This window comes from Streptomyces sp. NPDC021622, assembly GCF_040640795.1.
Taxonomy (GTDB): domain Bacteria; phylum Actinomycetota; class Actinomycetes; order Streptomycetales; family Streptomycetaceae; genus Streptomyces.
This window is the reverse complement of record NZ_JBFACK010000009.1, coordinates 1-23,837: the sequence shown is the minus strand read 5'-3', so window position 1 is coordinate 23,837 and position 23,837 is coordinate 1. Positions and strand designations below refer to the sequence as shown.

At 69.5% G+C, this 23,837-nt stretch carries 22 protein-coding genes and 4 pseudogenes; 13 read left to right on the top strand and 13 right to left on the bottom strand.

What is annotated here, in order from left to right; genetic code table 11:
• Positions 1–79: 79 nt before the first annotated feature.
• The gene (locus tag AB0G47_RS19040; protein ID WP_360770935.1) at positions 80–673 is read left to right on the top strand and encodes a hypothetical protein; all 594 of its coding nucleotides are present in this window, start codon (positions 80–82) and stop codon (positions 671–673) included.
• 179 nt (positions 674–852) lie between these two features.
• A complete protein-coding gene (gdhA, locus tag AB0G47_RS19035) occupies positions 853–2,199 on the top strand; it encodes an NADP-specific glutamate dehydrogenase (protein ID WP_360771670.1) in 1,347 nt (448 codons plus the stop codon).
• A 128-nt stretch (positions 2,200–2,327) separates the two neighbouring features.
• Here gdhA and AB0G47_RS19030 read toward each other — a convergent pair.
• Positions 2,328–2,524, bottom strand: a pseudogene (locus AB0G47_RS19030) (MFS transporter); the annotation flags it as partial.
• Between the two features lie 199 nt (positions 2,525–2,723).
• Here AB0G47_RS19030 and AB0G47_RS19025 point away from each other — a divergent pair.
• From AB0G47_RS19025 to AB0G47_RS18995, 7 genes are all read left to right on the top strand, one after another.
• Positions 2,724–3,131, top strand: coding sequence for an SLATT domain-containing protein (locus AB0G47_RS19025; RefSeq protein WP_360770932.1), 408 nt, complete (start codon positions 2,724–2,726; stop codon positions 3,129–3,131).
• Between the two features lie 147 nt (positions 3,132–3,278).
• On the top strand, positions 3,279–5,036 hold the full coding sequence (locus AB0G47_RS19020; protein ID WP_360770929.1) for an ABC transporter ATP-binding protein: 1,758 nt from the start codon (positions 3,279–3,281) through the stop codon (positions 5,034–5,036).
• Between the two features lie 221 nt (positions 5,037–5,257).
• Entirely contained in the window at positions 5,258–5,401 is a 144-nt protein-coding gene (locus tag AB0G47_RS19015; protein WP_266869467.1) for a hypothetical protein, read from the top strand.
• A gap of 85 nt (positions 5,402–5,486) precedes the next feature.
• Positions 5,487–7,229 carry an asparagine synthase-related protein gene (locus AB0G47_RS19010; RefSeq protein WP_360770926.1) on the top strand — a complete coding sequence of 581 codons (1,743 nt, stop codon included), beginning with the start codon at positions 5,487–5,489 and terminating at the stop codon, positions 7,227–7,229.
• Positions 7,207–7,485, top strand: a complete 279-nt coding sequence (locus tag AB0G47_RS19005) for a PqqD family protein (RefSeq protein WP_360770923.1) — start codon at positions 7,207–7,209, stop codon at positions 7,483–7,485. Before AB0G47_RS19010 ends, AB0G47_RS19005 begins: the two co-directional genes overlap by 23 nt.
• Positions 7,482–8,018: a lasso peptide biosynthesis protein gene (locus AB0G47_RS19000; RefSeq protein WP_360770921.1), complete on the top strand. Its 537-nt coding sequence runs from the start codon at positions 7,482–7,484 to the stop codon at positions 8,016–8,018. Before AB0G47_RS19005 ends, AB0G47_RS19000 begins: the two co-directional genes overlap by 4 nt.
• Before the next feature lie 13 nt (positions 8,019–8,031).
• Complete coding sequence (locus AB0G47_RS18995; RefSeq protein ID WP_360770919.1) at positions 8,032–8,802, top strand: class I SAM-dependent methyltransferase; 771 nt, start codon at positions 8,032–8,034, stop codon at positions 8,800–8,802.
• A gap of 78 nt (positions 8,803–8,880) precedes the next feature.
• On the opposite strand, the pseudogene AB0G47_RS18990 reads toward AB0G47_RS18995, so the two are convergent.
• A pseudogene (locus AB0G47_RS18990) lies at positions 8,881–9,006 on the bottom strand (MFS transporter); the annotation flags it as partial.
• Positions 9,007–9,125: 119 nt separating this feature from the next.
• Here AB0G47_RS18990 and AB0G47_RS18985 point away from each other — a divergent pair.
• The gene (locus AB0G47_RS18985) at positions 9,126–9,290 is read left to right on the top strand and encodes a hypothetical protein (protein WP_360770916.1); all 165 of its coding nucleotides are present in this window, start codon (positions 9,126–9,128) and stop codon (positions 9,288–9,290) included.
• A 221-nt stretch (positions 9,291–9,511) separates the two neighbouring features.
• Here AB0G47_RS18985 and AB0G47_RS18980 read toward each other — a convergent pair whose 3' ends face one another.
• Positions 9,512–11,488: a hypothetical protein gene (locus AB0G47_RS18980; RefSeq protein ID WP_360770913.1), complete on the bottom strand. Its 1,977-nt coding sequence runs from the start codon at positions 11,486–11,488 to the stop codon at positions 9,512–9,514.
• Here AB0G47_RS18980 and AB0G47_RS18975 point away from each other — a divergent pair.
• A complete protein-coding gene (locus tag AB0G47_RS18975; protein ID WP_360770910.1) occupies positions 11,399–12,298 on the top strand; it encodes a PIN domain-containing protein in 900 nt (299 codons plus the stop codon). The genes AB0G47_RS18980 and AB0G47_RS18975 overlap by 90 nt on opposite strands.
• Before the next feature lie 209 nt (positions 12,299–12,507).
• On the opposite strand, the gene AB0G47_RS18970 is transcribed toward AB0G47_RS18975, so the two are convergent.
• From AB0G47_RS18970 to AB0G47_RS18950, 5 genes and pseudogenes are all read right to left on the bottom strand, one after another.
• The gene (locus AB0G47_RS18970) at positions 12,508–13,341 is read right to left on the bottom strand and encodes an amino acid ABC transporter ATP-binding protein (protein WP_266872680.1); all 834 of its coding nucleotides are present in this window, start codon (positions 13,339–13,341) and stop codon (positions 12,508–12,510) included.
• A 5-nt stretch (positions 13,342–13,346) separates the two neighbouring features.
• Positions 13,347–14,132, bottom strand: coding sequence for an amino acid ABC transporter permease (locus AB0G47_RS18965; protein ID WP_360770907.1), 786 nt, complete (start codon positions 14,130–14,132; stop codon positions 13,347–13,349).
• A gap of 41 nt (positions 14,133–14,173) precedes the next feature.
• Positions 14,174–14,929: an ABC transporter substrate-binding protein gene (locus AB0G47_RS18960; protein ID WP_360771667.1), complete on the bottom strand. Its 756-nt coding sequence runs from the start codon at positions 14,927–14,929 to the stop codon at positions 14,174–14,176.
• A 302-nt stretch (positions 14,930–15,231) separates the two neighbouring features.
• Positions 15,232–15,318: pseudogene (locus tag AB0G47_RS18955) on the bottom strand (DNA-binding response regulator); the annotation flags it as partial.
• Positions 15,319–15,381: 63 nt separating this feature from the next.
• Positions 15,382–16,314 (bottom strand): helix-turn-helix domain-containing protein, encoded by a 933-nt coding sequence (locus tag AB0G47_RS18950; RefSeq protein WP_360770904.1) that lies wholly within the window; start codon positions 16,312–16,314, stop codon positions 15,382–15,384.
• A gap of 261 nt (positions 16,315–16,575) precedes the next feature.
• Here AB0G47_RS18950 and AB0G47_RS18945 point away from each other — a divergent pair, with 261 nt between their 5' ends.
• Both AB0G47_RS18945 and AB0G47_RS18940 read left to right on the top strand, forming a co-directional pair.
• Positions 16,576–17,028, top strand: a complete 453-nt coding sequence (locus tag AB0G47_RS18945; protein WP_360770902.1) for a hypothetical protein — start codon at positions 16,576–16,578, stop codon at positions 17,026–17,028.
• 175 nt (positions 17,029–17,203) lie between these two features.
• Positions 17,204–17,728, top strand: coding sequence for a hypothetical protein (locus AB0G47_RS18940; RefSeq protein WP_360770899.1), 525 nt, complete (start codon positions 17,204–17,206; stop codon positions 17,726–17,728).
• A gap of 618 nt (positions 17,729–18,346) precedes the next feature.
• On the opposite strand, the gene AB0G47_RS18935 is transcribed toward AB0G47_RS18940, so the two are convergent.
• The 5 genes and pseudogenes from AB0G47_RS18935 to AB0G47_RS18915 form a co-directional block, all read right to left on the bottom strand.
• Complete coding sequence (locus AB0G47_RS18935) at positions 18,347–18,592, bottom strand: hypothetical protein (RefSeq protein ID WP_360770896.1); 246 nt, start codon at positions 18,590–18,592, stop codon at positions 18,347–18,349.
• A 135-nt stretch (positions 18,593–18,727) separates the two neighbouring features.
• The gene (locus tag AB0G47_RS18930) at positions 18,728–20,266 is read right to left on the bottom strand and encodes a hypothetical protein (RefSeq protein WP_360770893.1); all 1,539 of its coding nucleotides are present in this window, start codon (positions 20,264–20,266) and stop codon (positions 18,728–18,730) included.
• Positions 20,266–21,447: an FAD-dependent monooxygenase gene (locus AB0G47_RS18925; protein ID WP_360770890.1), complete on the bottom strand. Its 1,182-nt coding sequence runs from the start codon at positions 21,445–21,447 to the stop codon at positions 20,266–20,268. The genes AB0G47_RS18930 and AB0G47_RS18925 overlap by 1 nt, the downstream gene beginning before the upstream one ends.
• Positions 21,448–21,725: 278 nt before the next feature.
• Positions 21,726–22,139 (bottom strand): annotated as a pseudogene (locus AB0G47_RS18920) (transposase); the annotation flags it as partial.
• A 131-nt stretch (positions 22,140–22,270) separates the two neighbouring features.
• Complete coding sequence (locus tag AB0G47_RS18915; protein WP_360770888.1) at positions 22,271–23,311, bottom strand: hypothetical protein; 1,041 nt, start codon at positions 23,309–23,311, stop codon at positions 22,271–22,273.
• Positions 23,312–23,837 lie beyond the last annotated feature (526 nt).

The following is a 23,837-nucleotide window of genomic DNA, read 5'->3' as shown; positions in this document are numbered from 1 at the left end:
AAGGCGGCGCGGGCCGCCGCTGCCCCGACGGGCAGGCCGACCAAGTGATCCGGGGAACCCCATGAAGACGAGTGTGCGGATGAACAAGGGACTGATCGCCGCGGCCGCGGCGCTGGCCACGTCAGGGGCCGCCATGGCGGCGGCGCCGGCTTCCGCGGCCGGCACCCCGCGCTTCCTGGCGCCCTCCGAACTGCCGCCGCACGCGGCCTCGGAGTGGCTCGCGGGCCCGGTGACGGCCGGCCAGCCCGACCCGCTGCCGATGTGCGTCGGCGAGGCACTTCCGTCGACGTCCGTGCACCGCGCCTACCGCACCGACTACGACACCGGCGCGCTGCAGGTGACGGTGGTCGAGCGCAGCGAGCAGCGGGCGAAGGAGTTCGCTGCCCTCCTGCGCGGAAAGCTCGACGGGTGCGCGAAGAAGGTGATGAAGGAGGACCCCGGGATCACCGCGAAGCAGAAGTACTACGGCAAGGTGAACGCCGAAGAGGGAGCCCACGTCTACGGCGTCCGCACCGTGACGTCATGGGGTGCCTCCGACATCAACCTGTTCTCGGTGGGCCGGGACGGCGCGACGGTGACACTCGTCACCTGGGGTCAGATGGGCGGCTTCGCGGACGCCCAGGTGGCCGACTTCAGGACCACGACGGCCACGGCCGTCAACAAGCTCTACTGACCTGTTCCGGCGGGACGCGCCGGGCGTCCCGTACTGGAACGGGGCGGGTATTCCGGCCACGCATGGGTCGGCTGATCGCTCCACCGACCGTAAGGAGAGACGCAGGCGCCCCGTCATAGGGTGCTGGCACTCCACCCGGCAGCGTTGCCGGGCTTTCGGAACGGGAAGGCCATATGACCATGGATACAAAGGCGTACATCGAGGATGTCTACGGCCAGATCTGCCGGCGCAGCGCGGGGGAGGGGGAGTTCCATCAGGCGGTGGACGAGGTGCTGCGCTCCCTCGAGCCGGTGCTCGAGCGGCATCCGGAGTACGTGGACGCGGGGATCGTGGAGAGGATGTCCGAGCCGGAGCGCCAGGTCATGTTCCGGGTGCCGTGGGTCGACGACCAGGGCGTTGTGCGCGTCAACCGCGGCTTCCGGGTGGAGTTCAACAGTGCGCTCGGTCCCTACAAGGGCGGCCTGCGGTTTCATCCGAGCGTCAATCTCGGCATCGTCAAGTTCCTGGGGTTCGAGCAGATCTTCAAGAACGCGCTGACGGGGATGGCGATCGGCGGAGGCAAGGGCGGAGCCGACTTCGACCCCAAGGGCCGCTCGGACGGCGAAGTGATGCGGTTCTGCCAGGCCTTCATGACCGAGCTGTACCGGCACCTGGGCGAGCACACCGACGTGCCCGCCGGGGACATAGGCGTCGGGGCCCGTGAGATCGGCTACCTCTTCGGCCAGTACAAGCGGATCACGAACCGTTACGAGTCAGGAGTCCTGACCGGCAAGCCGGTGGCCTGGGGCGGTTCGCACGCCCGTACCGAAGCCACCGGTTACGGCACCGTCTACTTCGCCCAGGAGATGCTCGCCACCCGCGGCCAGAGCTTCGAGGGGCGCCGGGTCGTGGTCTCGGGCTCCGGCAATGTCGCCGTCTACGCCATCGAGAAGGTGCACGCCCTGGGCGGCCGCGTGGTCGCCTGCTCCGACTCCTCCGGCTACCTCGTCGACGAGGAGGGCATCGACCTGGACCTGCTCAAGGAGATCAAGGAGGTGCGCCGGGAACGCATTTCCGCGTACGCCGATGCGAAGCCGACCGCACGCTTCTCCGCCCGCGGGACGGTGTACGACGTCCCCTGCGATCTCGCGCTGCCGTGCGCGACCCAGAACGAACTGCGGCGCGACGACGCCGCGGCTCTGGTCAAGAACGGTGTGATCGCCGTCGCCGAGGGGGCCAACATGCCCTGCACGCCCGAGGCCGTCGAGGTGTTCCGGGAGGGCGGGGTGCTCTTCGGCCCCGGCAAGGCAGTGAACGCGGGTGGCGTGGCCACCTCCGCCCTGGAGATGCAGCAGAACGCCGCCCGTGACACCTGGAGCTTCCAGCAGACCGAGTCCCGGCTCGCCGCGATCATGCGGGATGTCCACGCCCAGTGCCGCGAAACCGCCACGACGTATGGCGCCGCCCCGGACGACTACGTCCTTGGCGCCAACATCACCGGCTTCCTCCGAGTCGCGGACGCGATGATCGCGCAGGGAGTGGTCTAGGTCAGCGCGCCTGGTCCTGCCGCTGTCAGCCAGGACCTGAGGTGACGGGGGCACCTCGTGCGTGTCCCGGGCGGCCAGGTCGTCGACTTGGCCGCCCGGGGGCATTCATCGTCGGGTCGGTGGGCGTTCAGGCCCTGTTCGAGGTGGAGTGCGCCCCAGTCGCGAGCGCTCCCGCGCCGAACGCCGTGCACAGGGCGATCAGGCCGATGACGGTGAGGCCGAGCAGGTGGCGTGTGGGGGACAGGGATCCGGCGATCAGTCCGCCGAGGCCCGCGCCGACCAGGTCTACGGCCGCGCTGTTCATCGCCACGTTGATGCTGCTCCAAGTCTGCTAAACACGAAGAAACGAAGGCTGGTTGAGGGATCGCAAAGGCGGGACACCTACCGTCAGCAGGCCGGGAGTTGATGGCCTTCACACGTCTGGCAGGAGTGGCATGACGGATGCAGGGCCCCCGAGAGCGGGCTTGACGCCACAAGAGGTAGCACTGTGGCTGAGGGAGCAACTGATTCAAGGGATCGGACTGGTGAGTGTGCGGAAGGCGAGGTTCCGACGATCTGCTGCGCTCATCAGGCTGTGCTCCCTCGCCCTCTCGTCCGCCTCAACGGTGATACTGGGGCTTCAGGATCTCGGTCTGTGGGCGAACGTCGCCTTCACGATGGTGGCTGTCGCGACTGGGGTCAGCGCGATTGAGGCCTTCTTCAACTGGCGCGCACGTTGGCAGGCTATGGAGGAGGCCCAGTATCGACTGCTCGGGCTCCGTGACGAGCTGGACTTTCTCCTTGCCCGCACGTCACCGAGCGATCTGGGGCATGCTGCCCTTGATCCCATCTTCACGCAGTGGCAAGCCGTGTGGAGTGACATCAACCGGCAGTGGATGGCGCTTCGACCGGGAGAGGGAACGATCAGCTCCGCACCCTCCCCGTCCCCGTGAGTCCACAGGGCCCTCCCTGCAGCACGGTCGCAACCAGCACTGAGCCATGACGCAACCTTCGTCAACCCCCTGTGCCGGCTCGGGTTGTCCTGGATGCTGGGGACGAGTCCGACATCGACGTCCCGGGAACTGCATCGAGGAGATCCATTGGGCGCGCCGCCGTACGAGAAGCCTTCTCCCCGGACTACGCGCCAGGTCCTTCTCGGCTATGTGCGGCCCCACCGCCCCGCCTTGGCCGTCGGCGGCCTGCTGGGCCTGGTCGCCGGGGCCACGGGCCTGGTCCTGCCGTTGGCGGCGAAGCGGCTGCTGGACAACCTCGCGCAGGACCGGGCCGTGGCCGGTGCCCTGTTGGCCATGACCGCGCTGGTCGTGGCCAACGCGGCTGTCGGGGCGCTGGGCAGCTATGTGCTCACGCGCACCGCGGAGTCCGTGGTCCTGACGGCCCGTAAGGGACTGGTGTCGCACCTGCTGCGCCTGCGGGTGCCTGCGGTGGACCGCATGGAACCGGGCGACCTGATGGCCCGGGTCACCGCGGACACCACCCTGCTGCGCCAGGTCACCACCGAATCGCTGGTCGGTGGGGTCACCGGCACCCTCACTCTGGCGGCGACCCTGGTGATGATGGGGCTGCTGGACGCCGTGCTGCTTGGCGTCACTCTGGCCGTGTTCGTCATCGCCGGTGCGGTGATCGGTCTGGTGGTGCCGCGGATCAACCGGGCCAGCCACCGGGCCCAGGAGTCCGTCGGCCTCATGGGCGCCGCGCTGGAGCGCTCGCTCGGGGCACTGCGCACCGTCAAGGCGTCGGGAGCCGAAGACCGCGAGGAGGAGCGCATCCACCAAGCCGCCGCCCAGGCGTGGCGGGCCAGCGTGCGGGCCGCGAAATGGACGGCGCTTGCCGGAAACACCGCCGGGCTCGCCGCACAGACGGCCTTCCTGACGGTGCTGGGCGTCGGCGGCGCCCGAGTCGCTTCCGGAAGCGTCGCCGTGGGTACGCTCGTCGCGTTCTTGTTGTACGTGTACTACCTGATCCCGCCGGTCAACCAGCTGGTGGGGGCGGTCGCCGACTACCAGGTCGGAGCCGCCGCGGTCGCCCGCATCCAGGAGGCCCACCAGCTGCCGGCCGAGTCCGGCGACCCCGACGCCGACCTGCCACGGCCCGGCACACCACCAGCCGCAGTCGTCTTCGAGCAGGTGCGCTTCCGCTACCGCCCAGAACTGTCCGACGTGCACCACGGCGTCAGCTTCACCATCCCCCCGCGCGGCATGACCGCTTTCGTCGGCCCCTCCGGCGCGGGCAAGACCACCGTGTTCTCCCTCATCGAAAGGTTCTACGAGGCCGACTCCGGCCGCATCCTCCTGGACGGCAAGGACGTCAAGAACTGGCCGATCGCGCAACTGCGCGCCGCGATCGGCTACGTAGAACAGGACGCACCCGTGCTGTCCGGCACCCTGCGCGAGAACCTCCTCATCGGTGCGCCGCACGCCGATGAACAGCATCTTCGCCAAGCGCTGCGCACCACGCGCCTGGACACCATGGTCGCCGGGTTCCCCGAAGGCCTGGACACCCGCGTCGGCCACCGCGGCACCCGTCTTTCGGGAGGCGAACGCCAGCGCGTGGCCATCGCCCGGGCGCTGCTGCGCCGCCCCCGGCTGCTGTTGCTGGACGAGGCCACCTCGCAACTCGACGCGGTCAACGAAGCAGCGCTGCGCGAGACCGTCGCCGAGGCGGCTCACACCACCACGGTCCTCGTGGTGGCGCACAGACTGTCCACCGTGACCATGGCCGACCGCATCGTGGTGATGGACACCGGCCGCGTCAGGGCCGTGGGCACGCACGCCGAACTCCTCGTCGCCGACCCGTTGTACGGGGAGCTGGCCGCCACCCAGTTTCTGGCCACCGACTGAGCGCCGCACCAGGACGGCCGGCGGCCTGCCCTGTCCCAGGACCTGTCCCAGGACCGCGGGACGGATACCGGTCCGGGCAGGCCCCCAAAAAGCTGCATCGCCAGCCAGAGATGTGTGCCTCCAGGCACTCGCGCAGGGCCGGATACGGCCTTCCGCGCGCCTTGCCGGGGCGGGACGGTGGAGGCCGGACACCCCCACTTGCGACAAGCAAGGAGATGGCCATGGAACATGACACGGGCAAGGAATCGATCACAAAGCGGCCCTACGTGGAGCCTGAGGTCGAGGAGCTGGGCACGGTCGAGGAGCTGACAGCCATGGGTGGCCTGCTCGTACACGACAACCCGGCCCACCGCGTGCTGCTGTGAGTCCATTTCCCTCCCCGGGCAGGCATGCCCGGGGAGGGAGCCGTAGCGACGGACAGCGCTTCGCGCGTACGGAGGGGAGCGTCCGGTGACGGGCACGGAGTCTGTTCTGGTCGGGGACTACACGGGTTGCTGCGGGCAGGTTCATTTCGGTGATCCCGACTCCCGCATCACCTACGTGGCCGCCCCTTTCGGACAACGCCCGGCACCTCCCGAGACGGGCCGCCTCGCCGTGCAGTGGCATGCGGCACCGGACGCTCCTCGGGTTCCGGCCCCCGCGGACCGGGAGCGGCTGCTGCTGTCCGGACCTGTCATGGGGCCGGTGACGCCTGACCGGGTACGGCAGATAGCCTCCGCCCTCAAGAATGCCCGCTACGCCGAACTGGCGCGGCTGCCAGGAGACTTGGCCGGCTGCCTGGTGACCGAGCACAGAGTCTTTCTCTTCCGGAGCGCCACCAGCCGGGAAGGTCTGCTCCATCGCAGGGACGGCGCACTGCTGCGGTGGTCGACCGATCCCACCGATCTGCTCGACGGCCCGGAGGAGTTCGACCACGAGGCGATCTGGCGCTCGTGCCGCGGCGACGAGGTGTTCATCTATGACAACCTCACGCCGGTCCTGCCCGGACAGGTGGTGGTCGTCGACCGCGACCGCGTAGACGTCGTGGAGTACGACCCCATCGTCCCGCTGGAACTGCCCCGGCACACCACGATGCCGGAATACGCCGAGATCGCCTACGACTTGATCCTGCGGGCGGTGCGCCCGTACACCGGCCGCGGCCGGATCGGCATCCTGCTCAGCGGCGGTCTTGACTCCGGGGCGGTGCTCACGGCCCTGGTGGACTCCGGAGCCGACGTGGTCGCCTACCACCAGGCCACCGACGACCCTCTCGCCGATGAGTCGGGCTACGCACGGGAGGTCTGCGACCACCTGGGCGTACCCTTCGTGCCGGTCATGATGGACCACGACGAGGGCTATCTGTCCGAGAAGTGGGAGCTCCCGCATCCCTACAACAACATCGCCTTCCGGTGGCAGGAGCAGATCGCCGACCGCATCGAGCGCGACGGAATCACCTTCCTGACCTGGGGCCGCGATGGTGACATGGTCTTCGGCCCGACGCGCTACGGGCTGTACGAGGTACTGCACGGCGATCTCCGCCTGCGAGAGAAGGCGGCGCTGTGCCGGGGGCTGCTGTGCTCACGCTTCGAGTCCTCCCGCATCCTCCGAAGCGCCAGCGCGTCCTCATCCGTTCTGGGCGATCTGGTGCCGACCGGGGACAACGCGCGAGCCACCGATTTCCTCACCCCGCTTCCCGGCGTGCCCGACGACCGGTTCAACGACGCGTACTCGGCCCGGGACCACTGCGTGGACCTCAGTGTCTGGCGACCGCGGGGAATCCAACTGTGCAGTCCCTTGGGCGACAAGGGCATCCGCCGCCTCGCGGCCCGTATGCCGGACGCCTACCGGCTCCTGCCCTACCAGGGGAGGCTGATCACCAAGCCGGTGCTCCGGCTGCTCCTGTCCACCCGGCTCCCGGAGAGGATCTGGCGCCGCTACGGACGGCTGTGGCTGGATTCGCCGCACAAGAACTATGCCCTCAACCACGGCCAGGTACTGGCCGACCTGATCGGGCGCCCGGACGCGCACCTCATGCGGATGGGCATCGTGGATCCGCGGCAGCTCGCGCGTGTCCTTGCCGAGCCGGCGAGCCTGCGCCGCAATGCCGAACAGCTGATCTGCGCCGCCATGACCGAGCTGTTCCTGCGCGGCGACGCGCGGCGGGCCTCCGTTACGCAGAAGGGTGTTCGCGATGCCTCTCGTACGGCTGGCTGAGCACGCCGTCTTCGACGACACCGACGGCGCGGGGGTCATTCTCGACACCCACAAGGGTGTCTACCTGACGCTGAACTCGACGGCCACCCTCATGCTGCGGGCAGCCCTGCACGGCGACACCGTGGACGATGTGGTCGGCCGCCTCCGCGAACAGATCGACGCCACGGACCAGACCCTCCAATCCGGTCTTGCCAAGCTCACCGGGCAGCTCCGCGACCGTGCGTTGCTGGCCGCCACGCAAGAGGGCCCGCGATGAACAGAGCCGTCACCACACCGGACGGGGAGTTCTTCCTGTCCGACCTCGACCCGGCCACCACCCCGCCACGCATCCCTCTCCCGCTCCGCGCGTACGCAGTGGGGCGCACCTTCCGCGCGCTGTGGATCTACCGTCGGCGCGGCTGGTCGGTGGCGCACCTGTATCTGCGGCGTCTACGCCCCGGCCCCGGATCGGCGGCCCTGGCCGCCCTCCCGGCCGGCACCGCGCTCCGGCTGGCCCGCCGGGAGGTCTTCGCCTCCCAACTGGTCCTTCGCACGGTGCTCCCTGACGGTCTCTGCCTGCCCCGCTCCCTCGCGCTGGCCACGTATCTGTCGGCTCTCGGACTGCCCGCCCAAGTGACCGTCGCCCGCCTGCGCACCGTGGCCATGCCGAAGAACAGCTTCCACTCCTGGACCGAGCTGTACGGCGCCGTGCTCAACGACAATCCAGACGTCCAACTCGGCTACACCGTTCTGCAGCGCGTCGCCGCGTCCGAGGCACCCGCGGCGCCCCGTGCGCGGCCCCGTCCATGACCAAGGAGGGCCCGTGACCGAGGCGAATACCCACATGCGGTGGTTCGAGGACCACGCGGACCATTACGAGGAGTTGGCCACGTACGCGGCCGACTTCGGGCAGCGGCTGATCGACTTCGCGGATCCGGCACCGGCGACCCGGCTGCTGGACGTGGGAGCCGGGCGCGGCGCGGCCGCCAGGACCGCCGTGGCCCGCGGCTGCGTGGTCACCGCGATCGATGTGACCCCCGCAATGGTGCGTCGGCTCGCCGAGGACGTACCGGAGATCGTCGTCCGGCAGATGGACGTGACACGACTCGATTTTCCCCGCGGCTCCTTCGACACGGTGGTCGCTGCCGACGTGCTGGAGATTCTTGAGGACCCCGCGGCAGCGGTGGCCGAAATACGCCGGGTCCTGGCACCGGGTGGGACGGTCGCCTTGTCGGTAAACGGAGCCCGCGCCCGGTGGGAGTGGCTCACCCGGCTGGCCCAGGAGTTCTGGCCCGCCCCCGGCCCTGCCGCAGACGCCGCGACACCCGCGGATCCGGCCGCCCTGCTGGCCGAGGCCGGATTCATCGAGCTGACGCAACGACAGGTCGCGGCAGCCGTACAGGTGCCCGGTCCATCGGCGCTCTGGGAGCTGCTGGAGTCCCAGATGTCCATGGCCGTGGACGAGACATTGCCGGCCCGACGCGCCGCCGAGTTCCGTCGCCGCTTCTGGGCCGGCGCCGAACACATGCACGCGCACGGCGGCATCATCCTCGACCACAACGCGATACTTCACCGCGCGATCACCCCGGCATGAGCCGGGCAGCTGCCCAGGACGGCTGCGACGCCGTGATCACGCCGGCCACGGGCAGATCATTTCCCCCGTTCCGTCATCGGCGGATGGTCCCAGGAGCATGCCGCCGTAGCCGAGTGTGGAGGCGGTGGCGACGCCGCTGGGTCCGGCGAGGGCGCCGGCGCGTTCGACGGCGACGGGGAAGATGTTGGCGAGGCCGAGTCAGCTGGGATGCCCGGCCTTCAGATGGAGGGAGCGGGCGCCGCCAACGTCGAGGCGGTCGGCGACGAGGTGCCTGGCGGCTCCCTCGATGATCCCGGTGGCGATCACCCCGCCGCCCGCACGACGTGATCGCCCCGCCCGGCGGCCGATCGCCCGACTACCGGCCGCGCCCTGGGCCCGTCGCCCGGGACAAATGGCTGTGCGGCTCGGTCGAACACGACGCTGAGCACGTCGTGGCGCAGGTCTTCGAGCACGCGCAGGCCCGCGACCCCGGCCACCGCCGCACCTGAGTCGTCCTGGTCGACGGCGCCCGCCACCAACTCGACCTCATCCAGGCCGGCTCGGCATCGTAGACCGCGCCGAGCGTGGCCATGCGTTTTCGGGCGCTCTTCTCTCCGACGGACAACCGTGTGCGGAAGGCGTGCTGCCGCTTCGCGGCGGCCTGCCGGGTGGCCTCCCGCAGGGCCTCGGGCCGGTGTTCTGGCGCAACCTGCGGAACGTGCCACCACGCTCAGTGGGGACGCGTCCGCCAGGCCCGGGCGAAGAGTTCGGGCAGGGGGCCGGCGACGGGCCGTGAATAGACTTTGTGCCCGATGACCCGGACCCCGAGCAGCCCGGCCTTCCAGGTCTCCATCGGAGGGTAGAACTTGTCCCCGCCCGCCCAGTCGCCGGGCAGGAACACCCCCCGCCCGGCCCGGGCCCTGCGGTCGGCGACCGCAAGACCGGCCTCGACGAGTGCGGCCGCAACGGCCTTGTGGTGCGCGGGAGTCCACCGGTTGAAGCGGCGGATACGGCGGTCGGTGGGCACGGGCAGGGCGAGCAGCTGCAGATACAAAGTGGCAGCGTCCGTATCCAGACCGGTGGTGGCGGCCACCTCCTCGACCACCTTTGGTGCGGACAGCCGCGGATCGGTCTCGTAGCCGCCCGGCGGCAGCGACCCCTCGGTTATGCGCTGCACGATGCGCTCGAACTCGGGACCGCGCAGCCGGCGGACCAACGCCAGATGCGAGTCCTCCACATCGACCACAGCCTCCAAGCGCCGCGAGCGCTCGTCGGCCCCGTAGCGGCCGGGCCGGAAGTACACGCCGGGCGCCTCGCGCTCACCGCGCCGGTCGAACCCTGCCTCGGATACGACGACCAGGCCGTCGTCCAGCGTGGGATGGGCAAGCGGCTCGGCGGCGTCCAAGTAGGGCAGGGCGCCGGGGAAGCCCGGCAGCAGCTCCGCCACGGTGCGGCCGCGCAGGCTGCGGCCACGGGCGGAGAGCAGCAACTCCGGGTGGGCCAGGCGTTCCCGCAGCAGCCGTACGGTCTCGGGGACGCCCCGGCGTACGGGATCTCCTTCGGGAAGCTCGGCGTACACCCAGTCGACGGCGTCGCACACCACTACGAGCAGCTCCCTGAAACGGAAACCCTCGTCGCCCTCCCAGCCGCCGCCGCTGATGCTGTTCACCCGCAGCCGGGTGTCAGGGTCGCGGGTCAGCCGCGGCTCGCGCGCGGGATCGGCGAACACGGCGCACACGGCTGCCGGGGCCATCCGTATATCGCTGTGCTCGGCGGCGACGGCGAGCGTCGACTCGGGCACGGCGGGGCGTACGCCCTGTTGCCTGCGCCAGGCCTCGGCGATCCGCTCGGCGAGCGCCAGCTGCCCGCCCTCCAGCCACAACTGCTCGGGGTCCTCGGGCAGCACGTCGGCCAGCAGGTCGAGGCGCTCGGCCACGCGCAGGGTCGCCAACTCCCGCTCACCGGCCTCGGCTTCGGACTGCTTGAGTCCCATCACCTTGCGCGCCTCGGCATCGAGTCCCCGGTACCCGTACTTCACATCGGGCATTCCGGCGAGCAGCAGCGCGGCACCGGCCCGGCTCAACCCGGTCCGCTCGGCGAGCACCACGGCCGCCTCGCGGTCCCAGGGCGCGGGACCCTTCTGCCGTACGAGGTGCACGAGGCGCCGCAGTCGGTCGGGTGTGTCCCAACCGGCCGCGGGCACCGGCTCGGTGGCCGTGATCCGACCTGGTGCCGGCGGCTGGGCGGTGCCGGTGCGCAACTCGACGAAGCGCTGCCCGTCCCGGCCGGTGCCGAGCCCGTGCAGAGCGACCATCGCACCGTCGTGGGTCCGAGCGGCACGCGTGTCGTTGTCGGCGAGTTCGAGGACGCCCGTACGCATCCGGGTGCGAACCTCCGGGTCGGCAAAGGGGGTTTCCGCCCAAACATCCAGCATCGCCAGCTGGACCGCGCGCAGATGGTCCTGCACGTGGAAGGAGCTCGCCCGCAGGGCCACGGCGCCGCACCGGCCGATGAACCGGTACCAGTTCCAGCCCAGGTACCGCGCGGGCGCCTCCTCGCCGCTCCCGGTCAAGTAGCCGCCGACCTCGGTGAACACGGCGAGCGTGCCGGGCCCCCAGTGTCCGGAACCTTCGATGAAACCGTTGAGGGCCTGGGCGATCCACTTCTCGTCGAAGGGCTGTGCGGGGCGTATCGGGGTCTGGGGCATGCGCCCATCTTGCCGGATCGCGTGCCCGCCTTTCGCCGGTGCCGGGGCACGCGCTTCACCTTGCTAACCCGGCGCTCCGTCGGGAGAGCGCACACCGGCGACCGCGTGGCCCGCGAACTGCGCGCGGGTTTGACCGCCACTATTCCCACAGTTCACGCGGCATTTAGACCAAACCTTGTGGGCGGTCAGAACAGGGTCGCGGTCGGTACGGGCTCGACGCCCTCTCGCGGCCCAGCAGGCGATCAAGTACCGCGAGAAGTACGAGAAGGCACACGACGCGCTCGCCGCGCTCCAAGACATTCAGCCGTGGAAGGGAATCGAGCTGCCTCCGCTGGATGGCCTCGCATCTCCGAGCTCTGGCGTGATCGCTGGAGTGCCGTCGTGGAGACGATCCCGACAAGTGAGGAAGCGCTGCGGCAAGCGACCATCCGGGAGATGAACAGCCTCCCTCCGTGCCGGAAGGTGAAGGACCAGAAGATCGGGGCGCGGGACGCCGCGATCTGGCTCACCGCCATCGAGTACGCCCAGGAGCACCCGGAGGAGACGGTCTACTTCGCGAGCGCCAACACCAGTGACTTCGGTTCTGGCGACGAGCACCCCACGCTCGTGCGCCGGGATGTGGAGAAGGCCCAGGGGCGGTTCCGGCACTGGACGAGCCTGGATGAGGCGCTGGCCGAGTTCGCGAAGCCCGTGGAGGGCGACGATTCCCTCGCGAAATCGATCCTTGAGAGCTCTCGCACGATCAAGGGGATTCGTGCCGCTCTCCGGGCTGATCTACACCACATGCGGACGTTCCGGTCCGCGCCTTGATACGCCTCATCGGCGTAACCCTTGAGGCCGGTGTCGATGAGGGGTTCCCGAGAACGCGGGGAAATGTGTCTGGCAGCCCCGCCGATCCACTTATCCGTGCAGTTCAGCGGCCCTGCTGGGCACCCCTCCCGTACGCCCGTACGCCCGTACGCCCGTACGCCCGTACGCCCGTACGCCCGTACGCCGGGATATTCGGCCCCGAGGTGCACTCAGCGGTCCACGCGCTTCTCGTGCGGTCCTGTGTCCGGGACCTCGCCCATCTCCGCCGCCGCAGGATCGAGTACGCGCGCCAGGAACGTCCGGGTCCGCTCGTGCTGCGGGTCGCCCACCACACGTTCGGGCGTGCCCTCCTCGACGATCACTCCGTCGTCCATGAAGACCACCCGGTCGGCGACCTCGCGCGCGAAGCTCATCTCATGGGTGACGACCAGCATCGTCATCCCCTCCTGGGCGAGCGAGCGCATCACCGCGAGTACGTCCCCGACCAGTTCGGGGTCGAGCGCGGAGGTCGGCTCGTCGAAGAGCATCAACTCGGGGTCCATGGACAGCGCCCGAGCGATCGCGACCCGCTGCTGCTGGCCGCCGGAGAGCTGCGCCGGATAGGACTGCTCCTTGTCGACGAGGCCCACCCGCGCGAGGTTGGCCCGAGCGATGCGCTCCGCCTCCTCCTTGCCGCGCCGGAGCACACGGCGCTGCGCGATGGTCAGGTTCTCCAGCGCCGTGAGGTGCGGGAAGAGGTTGAAGGACTGGAAGACCATGCCGATCCGACGGCGTACGCGATCGATGTCCACATCGGGGTCGGTGACCTCCGTGCCGGCCACCGTCACCGTGCCCGACGTGGGCTCTTCCAGAAGATTGACGCAGCGCAGCAGGGTCGACTTGCCGGAGCCCGAAGGGCCGATGACACAGACCACGTCACCGCGCCCGACCGTCAGGTCGATGCCCTTGAGCACCTCCAGATCGCCGAACGACTTGCGCAGCTCGCGGACCTCGATCGCCTGGCCCGAAGGTGCGGGCGCGTCGGGTGCCTTGTCGAACTTCATGGTGCTCACCTGGCTTTCGCCGTACGGGCCTCGAGCCGCCGCACCAGATGGCCGAGCGGGAGGGTGATGACGAGATACAGCAGTCCGGCGATCAGGAGCGGGGTCAGGCTCTTGTGCTCGTTCAGCGCGTCCCGGCCGAAGTTGGCCAGCTCGAACTGGCCGAGCGAGAGGCCGAGCAGATACACCAGTGAGGAGTCCTTGGTGAGCAGGATCAGCTCGTTGGTCAGCGGCGGCAGCACGATCCGGAAGGCCTGCGGCATCACGATCGACACCATCGCACGCCCCGGTGACATGCCCAGCGAACGGGCCGCCTCCGTCTGCCCCTTGGGCACCGCCAGAATGCCCGCGCGGATCGTCTCGGCCATATAGGCGGCGCCCACCAGGCCCAGAGACAGCATCACCGTGATGTCCATGTCGAGCGCGACCTCGAAGGCCAGCGGCACACCGAAGCCGAGCGCGATGAACACCAGCAGGGAGGGAACGCCGCGGAAGAACTCGATATAGGCGATCGCGATCCAGCGGTACGGAGGCACCGTGGACAGCCGCATCAGCGCCAGCACGATGCCGAGCCCCAGGCCGAAGCCGAAGCCGAGCAGCGTGTAGTAGGCGGTGTTGACCAGCGCGGTGGTGATCACCTCGGGGAACAGCGCCTTGGCGATCTCCACGTCGAAGAACGCCTGGCGCAGTGTCCCCCAGTCGGCCACCAGCGCGAACACGGCTATGGCGATGAGCAGCACCGCGTACTGGACGCCGCGGAACAGCCGTGCCCGCCGCCGTCGGGACATGGACATACGTGCAGAACTCCTCTGGTCAGCCGTTTGAATGCTCGAGGTCAGCTCTGCGGAGTGGTGCCGAACCACTTCTTGTAGATCTTGTCGTAACTGCCGTCGCTCCGGGCCTTCTTGAGGACCTCGTTGACCTTCGTGCGCAGTGAGTCGTTGCCCGTGCGGAAGCCGATTCCGTACTTCTCACCGGTGTCGAACTCCGCGGTCACCTCGGTGTCCGGGTTGTCCTTGATGTATTCGAAGAGCACGCCGTTGTCGTTGATGCCCGCGTCGACCTTGCCGGCCTTGACCGCCGTGAGCAGCAAGCCGACGTCCTCGTACTCCACGAGCTCCATGTCGAGGCCCTTGCTCTCCTTCTTGGCGTAGATGCCGCCGGTGGTGGCCTTCTGGTAGCCGAGCTTCTTTCCCTTGAGATCCTCGAAGGTCTTGTAGGGCTGCCCCTTCTTGGTGATCAGCGCCTGGGTGGCGTTGAAGTAGGGGTCCGAGAAGTCCATGACCTTGTCGCGCTCGTCGGTGATCGTCATGCCTGCGGCGGCCAGGTCGCACTTGCGGATGTTGAAGTCCTGGCCGGTTTCGATGCCCTCGAAGGGTGTGTTGACGATCTCCTGCTCGACCCCCAGTTCCTTGGCAACCAGGTCGACCAGATCCACGTCGAAGCCGACGATCTTGCCGTCCTTCTTCGACTGGAACGGCGGATAGGGCAGATGCGTGCAGGTCTTGATCTTGCCGGACGAGACGAGCTTGATCCCCGAGGCGCCCTTGTCGCCGTCGCCGTCGGACTTGGTGCTGGTGCAGCCCGTCATCAGCAGGCCGGCGACTGCGGTCAGGGCTATGGCAGCCACCGGGGAACGAACGGACTTCGGGGGACGAGCGGACACAGGACCTCCAGGGCAGGCTCGAACCAGGGCACGACCGAGATCAACAGCGCTGTGTGCTGCGCAAGCTGCGGTGCATCCTGCCACCGGCCAGGGCTCTTGTCCTGCCCTCGGGATTGCGTATGGGTAACACACTCGATCTCCACTGCATCAACTCCCCTATGCGAGCGGTCACTTGCTCTGCGTCAGCTTCCGAGTCGACGCCGAGGGGCGGCCGAGGCGCTGGGAGGTTACGTCCCCGCAGCGCCCGGTACGACGAGCCCCGATTCGTACGCAACGACCAGCGCCTGCGGGCGGTCGCGCAGGCCCAGTTGGGTACAGGCCGAGACGGTGGTCTCGGCCACAGCCGGGCGAACTCCGCGATCAGCGGCGGGTAACCGTCAGAGCGAGGAGCGTCGAGTACTGCAATGGGCTTCTTCCAGGAGTCCTGCCGCATGCGCGGTCCGCTGGTACAACACGTAGCGCCCGTCTCTGACCTTGGTGACGAGGCGTGCGCGGTGCAGGGCGCTGAGGTGGTAGGAGACGGTGCCCGGGGTGTATCCGGTTCGGGCGGCGAGTTCCGCGGTGGACCGGGCGGTTTCGAGGTCCGCCAGCAAGGCCGCTCGGGCGTTGCCGACCACTTGCGCGATCTTTCCGGACCTGCGATCCCGGTCGGCTCCGATCCGCTGGGCGGGGTAGTAGAAGACGAACTGCCCGGGGGTGTCGACCTGGATGATGACGGCGGGCCGGCTGAGCACGCTGGGGGTGAGGACCAGGTCCCGGCCGGTGACATCGATTTCGGCATCCCACGGCTTGGCGAGGGTGATCGCGTCGCCTGCCCAGGCCATGTCGGGGTGGAGTGCTCCGAGCGTCCTGCCGACGCCGTGGGTGGCGATGGCTGTCGCGCGGTGGGCGATGTCCTGATGGATGATCGAGCGCAGTTCGGGCCAGCCCTCGGCCAAGGTATCCCGCCAGAACCGGGCGAGACCGTTGGCGAGATGGCGCTGCATCTGCCCCGACTCCGCGATCCGGCGGGTGGTGGCCAGCAGCGGCCTGTTCCAGTGGGTCCGGGTGTGGGTGAAGACCTGGGTTTCGAGGTCGTCCTGCGCTACGGCCTCGATGTGCGCGATCTGCTCGTCGATCAGGTCGCGGCGCTGTGCGTCCGTTCCTGGCTGAGGGGTGAGCAGGTCAGGTCTGTAGGTGTCGCCGTTCTGCGGCAACAGGTCCGCGAGCAGGGCAACGTCGGGATGGGCAAGTGATGCTCGGGCGAGTGGTCCAGGATCCCCGAAGACCGGGTGCCGTCCCGACGCGGCGGTAAGTTTCAGCCACGCCATGGATTCCGAAGCAGGGGAAGGCGCCAACCGCGTCCTGGACACTGTGTTGGCGTCTACACGCAGGGTGAGCACCGCCCCGACGCTAGCAGTCGTCGCGATGGATTTGAACTGGCTCGAATGCTTTCCGGCGCGAGGTCCCCGCGTGGTGGAGTCGTGTTGCCGACCAACGGCAGCAACGTTCACTGCCCGATCTGAGGCGGTCGCCTCCGCACGACGGTGAGGTTGCGCATCCGGCACTCGAGGAACCTGGGAGTGGTTGTCATGGTGAGGTTGAAGGACGCATCGAAGGTCAAGAGCCGCACGAGGAAGGTCGGCGTGGCCGTGACCGCAGCCGCGTCGGTTGCCGGGATGGCCTTCGCGGCGACACCCGCGACCGCCGTCGGCGCCGCTGCCGCCACCGTCTCGATTGAGTATGGGGCGAGCTACTACAAAGGCACGGCCAGCTGGTCCAACCGGTCGGTCGGCATCGACGCATCGTTCAAGGCCAGCAATTGTCGGCGGGTCTACGCGCGGGCGTTCGCCGGCAGCACCTCACTGGACTTCAAGAGCAGCAGCACTTGGTGCAATCGATCCGGGCCGGCGGACTTCACCCTTGCCGCGAACGTCGTCGGTGGGTCCGACAACATCTGGGTCTACATGACCGACGAAAACCAGAACTACCTCAAGGGACAGACCTGTTACCGCGCCGGCTACTGCATCGACGGCCTGCACTAGTACTGCAGCGGTCTTTGTGGTGATTGTTTGTCATCTGTGGGTCATGTGGCGGTGCCAGCCGGGACAGCGGCGGATCCGGTAGTCGTCTAGGACGTTGCCGGTGTCCTGGGTGGGCCGTCCGGGCGGGGCGGGGCTGACACATCCGGCAGGCCACAGCCATGCGTTGATCGCGGCGATGAGAATCATCGCCGCGAAACGGACCGCGACTTTGCCGAACCGGTTCGCCACCGCCCTGTTTCACTTCAACCGGTTGATGCCGCACGCGACCGCGGTCGGGCCCTGTAGTCCCCATCCTGGAGATCGCATGAAGACTCATCTCGCCGCCGCCCTCGGTTCCATCGTGCTGACGGCGGGCACCTTGCTGGGCGCTCCCGCCGCCGGCGCGCAGTCAGCCCCCTACCCGAGCACCCCTTTCGACGTCACGATCGGTGCCAGCTCCGTCCGCGGCACCCTGACTTGGCGCGACCGGTCGGTCGAGGCTGCTGGAACACACCGGGCCGTCGGCTGCAACAGGGTGTGGTTCAGCACGTACGGTGCCTCTGGCAACGAACTCGGCACTTGGAGCAGCGGCACTCGGTGCAACGTGACATACCAGTTCAATGCCGTGGCCCCTGCGGATGTGCCCGGCGGGGCGGCGTCCGTCAGGATCTGCCTTGATGCGAACACGGCACTCAAATGCGAGTGGTACAACCGGCCCTGACCCACCCGACCGGCCGGGCGTGTGGGGATCCTCTGAAGTGACGGTCGAGGGTGGCCTGAGCTGGGAAGACGCTGATTTAGTGGAGGAACTCCAGGCTGAGGCTGTGGAGTTGGCCGTCCGGCTGGAGGAGGCCAGGGAGGATCTTTCGCGGCTAGAGATCACGTGGGAGACCGTCGCGATGGCGCTGGCGGAGTCGTCGGCCGCGGAGGCCGAGCCTGATGTTCCGGCGGAGGATGTGCCGGAATCCAATCCAGCTCCAACTACACCCCCAGCCGACTTCGCCGGTACGGCAATGACGTCGACCCTCTCACCGCCGCCTGCGCTGCCATCAACGCGATCATCTGGGGTCTCGGGCCCCGCTGTCTCATCCAGGCGAGCTGCATAGCCGCGGCCCAGACGGGCCTTCCGCATGGTCGATGAACTCACCACGGAGGCATCGCGCCCGAACGTACCGACACAGTAGGGCTCTTGGCCGGTCCGTGCCTCGCTCCTCGAAGGCGAGGCAGCGGCTCGCGGAAAGGGCTGTACTGGTCGGGCTGTGAGGCGGCAACGTATGACGGTGAGGACTCCCGCACGCGTTCCTCAAGATTGCGGGACGGCCCCAAGGCGGCCTTTGAGCTATGAGTTCCGGAACTGGTAGACGGGCCCTTCCTGGTGCAGTAGCCCCAGCCGGTGGGCATCGTCGAGGAACCCCATCAGCCGCCACGGCAACTGGTGAGTCGCGGCCAGGTAGGCCACGACGAGCACATAGACCACCCAGGCGTGACTCTCCTTGCCGGCCAGTCCGCCCATCAGAATCTGGGCCGAGCCGAAGGCCAGACCGATGCCGATACCGAAGGCCGGCCCCAGAGTGAGGGTGATCACCGATGCTGACAGCAGTGTCAGCGCCCTGTCCCTCCGCAGCGTCAGGGCGGGGCTGCTGGATACGGCCCGGCGCTGGTCCCATTCGACGTCCTCGCCTCCATGCGCTCATGGTCGAGCGCTCGCCGGGGCGGCCCGTCAGTCCTTCGGCCTCGCCGGCGCCTTGGCGCAGAGGTACGGACGCGCGAGCAGCAGACCGGTGCCGGTCATGGCGATGCCGAAGTAGACCGGCGCAAGGTGGATGAAGTCGGTGTAGTGGATCGCGCCGTGCACCACGACAGCCGGCAGGAAGCCGGCGGCCGCCGCCGCGGCCAGGGTCCAGAAGACCCAGGTCTCGCCCCGCCGCCAGCCCCATGCGCTGAGGAGAGTGATCGCCACCGCGGCCGACATCAGGGCGCCGCCGAACCCCGCACGGTCGTGGGCGACGAAGGGCACGAGCCGGGGACTGACCGCTTCCAGAGTCTGCGTACTGGTGCCCAGGAAGGCCAGGTCGGTCGGCACGAAGACGCCCGTCAGACCGACCACCGAGATCACCGCTCCGCCGACGAACAGCCCCGCTCCCGTGACGATCAGCAGCAGTTGGCCGACCAGCGCCCGCCGCCGCTCCGGCTCCGGCCCCTCGGATGCCGGCCGCCACCGTGGAGTGTGCGGGGCGCGCCGGACTCCGGCCACGAACATCGGGAACAGCACGATCGCGGTGGCCGTGTGCAGGGGTTCCACGAAGCCGGTCGCCAGGAAGTAGAACAAGGTGGGGAAGCCGATCGCCCCCGACAGCAGATACGCCTCGCGGGCCCAGGGCCAGCCGCGTCTGATCCCGCCCACCGCAAGGCCGGTGTAGAGGGCGCCGATGGACACCATCGTGCCGACCATGGTGATCCGGTCGTGCTGGAGGAAGTGCACGAGGTGGTGGTTGGCGGCATGCAGCTCGTGGATCGTCATGCCGAGGTAGTCGTGGTCGTACCAGAGCAGCACCGGGCCGAGCGTGATCGCCGCGGCACCGAGTCCGGCGCCCGTCATACCGAGCCCGACGAGCAGCGCCCACCACCAGGCGGGCCAGCGGCGCGGATCGCGGCCGACGTCCCGGAGCGCCGGAGCGGGCGCGGTGGGCGTGGCCGCCTCGACGACCCGGGCGAACCATCCGGGTCCGGCCGCGACGAGCACGCTGGGCCGGGCGAGTACGACGGTCTGGGGCTCCTCCAGCACGGTGGCCGCTGCGGTGACCGACGGGTCGGTGACATGCGCCACGTGCGGGTCGTCGTCGCTGGTGAACCCGTCGACGTGGGATTTGAGGGCGTCCTCGGCCTCCGGGTCGCAGGCCCGCACGACCACCGGGATCGAACGGCCGGCAGCCGCCTCGCGTACGGTCTCGACGTCGGCCGCCGAGACCGGCGCCACCTCGACCACACCGGCCCCCAGCGGGGCCATGGCACGTATCGCCTCATGGGCGAGCGAGGGCGGGACGGATATGCCGAGCCGGACGGCCACGGGCACGCCGGCGATCTCACCGGCGAGCCGCGCCGGCGGATGACGGTGACCGAAACCCCGGGCGATCAGCCGGGCGCCGGTGGGACGGGAGCCGATCGAGGCCAGCAGCCGCAGTGCGGTGCGCTGCGAACGGCGTACGCCGAGGACAGCGGCGGCCGCGCCGCGCAGGGGGTGATACGTCCAGTCCGGCATCAGTGGCTCTCGTTTTCTGTCGCGGTCACCGGCTCACCGGGCGCCCGCCAGCCGAGCACCGGCGTCATGGAACGCAGCGTCGCCCGCATCGGCGTCAGCCGCGCGGCCGTGTCGCGCAGCAGCACTGCGGGCGGCCACGACAGCTGGCCGACGGCGCCGAGCCGGGCGGAGCGGCGCGCGACGGCCTGGGTCCTCGGGCGGCGCAGCAGGTCGTACGAGCGCAGCGCGGCGGGCACGTCCCGGGTGGCGTCGAGACAGTGGGCGAGCGTGACCGCGTCCTCCAGCGCCTGGCACGCGCCCTGGCCCAGATTCGGCGTCATGGCATGGGCGGCGTCGCCCAGCAGCGCGACCCGGCCGCGGACGAAGGAGGGCAGCGGCGGCAGGTCGTACAGGTCGTGCCGGAGCACGGCCTCCTCGGGGACGGCGGCCAGCAGGGTGGGGATCGGGTCCGGCCAGGATCCGAACCGGCGCAGCAGTTCGGCGTACTCGGACGGACCGGCTGCCGCTCCCGGCGGCAGTGACGCGGTCGCGAAGCAGTACATCCGGCCGCCGGGCAGCGCCGTGTACCCGAGGCGCTCCCCCCGGCCCCAGGTCGCCGCGCCCTCGGAGGGCGGGCAGGCGAGGGGCTCGGTGACCATGCGCCAGGCCGTGTAACCGGCGTATCGGGGTCCGGCCGCGTCCGGCCACAGGGCGCGGCGTACCGCGCTGCGCAGCCCGTCTGCCCCGATCACGAGGTCAGGCCGGGACTCGCCTCCGCGGTGCACGACGACCGGGCCGTGCCCGTCGTCGCGGACCGCGGACACCTCGCTGCCCGCCCGCAGGCAGTCGGCGGGCAGCGCCTCGGTGAGCGCCCGCAACAGGTCCGCGCGGTGCAGCACCACCAGGGGATGGCCGAAGCGGCGCCCCAGCTCCGTGTTGTCCGTACGGGACAGCCAGCGGCCCCGGCGGTCGCGTACGCCCCCTGCGGCTTCCACGGCGCCCAGTGCCCGGACGGCGTCGGCCAGGCCGAGCGCGTCGAGCGCGTGCAGCGCGTTCGGCCACAGGGAGATGCCGGCGCCGATCTCGGTGAACTCGGGGGCCCGTTCCAGCACTTCGACGCGCCAGCCCCGGCGGTGCAGGGCGATGGCGGCCGCGAGGCCGCCGATCCCGCCGCCGACGATGGTCGCGGCGCGCTGCGGCATGGGTCCTCGCTCTGGGTTCGGGGGGCGGCGCCTCCGGTCAAGTGGCCGTCGACCCGGTGCCCGAGCGGCATGCGACGCGACGGAGGTCCGGGCTGAGCAGCGCATCCTAGCAACATGTCGACAGACGCCTGCCAACGTGCCGAGGGGCGGAGCGGCCAGGTTGGTGTCGCCGTGGGTATGTCGCGGTGGCTGGTGGGGCAGGCGCCGGTCCAGACGGCGAGAAGTAACTGCATCTCGCGGACGACCTGGTAGGGGGGGGCAGGCTTAGGGGGGGGCAGGCCAGCGCCGCTTTGCAAGGACACGCCCGCCTGGCAGTTGGTCACCTTGCCGGCGGTGCCGGTGTGCTTCCGCGACACACAAGCCGACGCGTCGCCGTCCTTGAGGAAGCCCGTGTCATCAATGATCAGCGCGGTTGGTTTGATCGCCGGGGCCATCTTCCACGCGAGTCGGGCCCGCACATGCGCCGGATCCCACGGGCTGGAGGTGACGAAGTGGGCCAGAGCCTGGCGGTTGCCGTCCTCACCCAGCCGGGAGGTCATCGGCTCCACCGATTTCCGCTGCCCGTCCAGCAGCAGTCCCCGCAGATACACCCCGCCCCACCGACGCTGATCTACCCGCGCGAACGGCTCGAACATATCTGCCGCGAAGTCCTCCAGACGGCATCGGACTTCATCCAACTCCCCAGGTGTCACAACCCGGTCAACGGTAAAGCCCCTCAACCGGACAAGCCATCGGCAAATGAACCTGACCAAGCCCTACTAGTCGCCAGTTGAAATTCCCCACGGGCGGCCGGTTAGCGGGGGACCTAACTGGCCGCAGACGATCACTCTGCGTTGGCAGTCATCCGGCAGGCGGGACGTGTCCGAAACCAGTACGAGTGGGCCGCGATGGTCAGGGCGATGCCGTAGACGGCGAAGGCGACCATCCCGATCCAGCCGACCAGCAGCGCGTCGCCCGAGGAGTGGAAGTCGCCGCGCCGCATCGTCACCACGCCGGCCGTAGCCAGGGCCAAGTATCCGACCCCCACAACGCCGTACGGGGCGAGCGTGGCAGCGCCGAGCAGAGCCGGGGTGAGCGGGAGCCAGCGCGGCACCCGTCGGCCACGCAGGAACGGTGCCCAGCGCGGGAAGACCTGCCCCCACGGGCGGACCAGGCCCCAGAGCAGGAAAACGCCGAGCACGGCCAGCAGTGCGGTGGGGTCCAGGCCCCACGACTCCAGGGTGAGGAAGGTCCCCGAGGCGCCGTTCCGCTCCGAGACCGCGAGCATCTCCTCACCGGTGATCCCCGCAAACGTGCCGCCGGACGCCCACACCAGCTTCATCGCCGCGTACGGGACAAAAGCCAGCGTCCCAGCGCAGGCGGCGAGTTGGACGAACCGCGGTGCGGCGGACGGTGCTCGTACGGCAGCACCGGCGGGCCGGCGGTCGGACCGGGCCGTGGCCGCGAGCAAGACCGCCCCGACCGCCGCCAGTGCCTTGTTCGCGGCGGAGGCCCGGCTGTCCACTCCCTGACCAAGCATCAGCGTGATCACATCCATCAGCAGGCTGAACGCGGTGATCCCGGCCAGCCCGCAGGCCACCCAGAGCAGCGCCCGTAAGGCTGGCCGCAGCCCGTACAGCACCACCGCCCCGCTGACCAGCATCGCCAGCACACCCACCGCCGCTACCACCCAACCCAGCCCGGAAAGCCCTGAGTTACCGCCGTGGTAGAGCAAGGATGGCTCGCTCAGCGCGCACACCAGGCCGAAGCCGGCATACAGCACCGCCCACAGCAGCGTTGCCCAGGCCACCCAGTGCGGCCACCGCTGCCACCTCTGCCACCAGGCGCTCCAGAGCGCCTTTATCGTCCGTTCAGCACTGGTCATGTTCTGAACGTCGCATCGACCGCGGCGGGGTGGCGTCGGCCACCTGAACGATCTCCCTCCCTCGGCCGGGTGAGTGACCTCCAAGACCAAGGCATGCGTTACGGGGTCTTCGAAGTTAAGCGGTGCGGAGGTGTCCGCGGGCTCGTCGTGTCGTGTCGTGTCGTGACACAGCGTGTCCGTAGACGCTGACTGTCAGCGTTGCGGAACCCGAACGCGTTGCGGGCGACGAGCTTGGTCACGCGTTGATGCCCTCGCTCTTGGCGTTGCTGTGACCGGTGTCGAGGAACGCGGCGGTCTCGGGCCCACCAGCGGTCGACGGTGGTAGTGGGCGTGGCGACCTCGGGGATGCCGGAGTCATGGTTGAGGGCGATCGTCTCGATTGATCCGGACGCCCGGGCTCGGTGGCGTGTCGCTGACGCTGTCCCTGCGGCGGGACCGGCCAACCGCCGCCAGGACGAAGGTGATGCTGATCAGCAAGGCCCAGGCCCCGAACTTGTCCACTGCGACCGGCTGCCAGCCATCAAGC

Bases quoted from the DNA above. Each gene is read 5' to 3' on its own strand.
- AB0G47_RS19000 (WP_360770921.1), top strand. From the start codon at position 7,482: ATGAACAGAGCCGTCACCACACCGGACGGGGAGTTCTTCCTGTCCGAC.
- AB0G47_RS18940 (WP_360770899.1), top strand. From the start codon at position 17,204: ATGAGAATCATCGCCGCGAAACGGACCGCGACTTTGCCGAACCGGTTC.
- AB0G47_RS19005 (WP_360770923.1), top strand. From the start codon at position 7,207: ATGCCTCTCGTACGGCTGGCTGAGCACGCCGTCTTCGACGACACCGAC.
- AB0G47_RS18980 (WP_360770913.1), bottom strand. From the start codon at position 11,488: ATGCCCCAGACCCCGATACGCCCCGCACAGCCCTTCGACGAGAAGTGG.
- AB0G47_RS18960 (WP_360771667.1), bottom strand. From the start codon at position 14,929: ATGACGGGCTGCACCAGCACCAAGTCCGACGGCGACGGCGACAAGGGC.
- AB0G47_RS18925 (WP_360770890.1), bottom strand. From the start codon at position 21,447: ATGCCGCAGCGCGCCGCGACCATCGTCGGCGGCGGGATCGGCGGCCTC.
- AB0G47_RS19015 (WP_266869467.1), top strand. From the start codon at position 5,258: ATGGAACATGACACGGGCAAGGAATCGATCACAAAGCGGCCCTACGTG.
- gdhA (WP_360771670.1), top strand. From the start codon at position 853: ATGGATACAAAGGCGTACATCGAGGATGTCTACGGCCAGATCTGCCGG.
- AB0G47_RS19040 (WP_360770935.1), top strand. From the start codon at position 80: ATGAACAAGGGACTGATCGCCGCGGCCGCGGCGCTGGCCACGTCAGGG.
- AB0G47_RS18965 (WP_360770907.1), bottom strand. From the start codon at position 14,132: ATGTCCATGTCCCGACGGCGGCGGGCACGGCTGTTCCGCGGCGTCCAG.
- AB0G47_RS18950 (WP_360770904.1), bottom strand. From the start codon at position 16,314: ATGGCGTGGCTGAAACTTACCGCCGCGTCGGGACGGCACCCGGTCTTC.
- AB0G47_RS18945 (WP_360770902.1), top strand. From the start codon at position 16,576: ATGGTGAGGTTGAAGGACGCATCGAAGGTCAAGAGCCGCACGAGGAAG.
- AB0G47_RS18930 (WP_360770893.1), bottom strand. From the start codon at position 20,266: ATGCCGGACTGGACGTATCACCCCCTGCGCGGCGCGGCCGCCGCTGTC.
- AB0G47_RS18970 (WP_266872680.1), bottom strand. From the start codon at position 13,341: ATGAAGTTCGACAAGGCACCCGACGCGCCCGCACCTTCGGGCCAGGCG.
- AB0G47_RS18915 (WP_360770888.1), bottom strand. From the start codon at position 23,311: ATGACCAGTGCTGAACGGACGATAAAGGCGCTCTGGAGCGCCTGGTGG.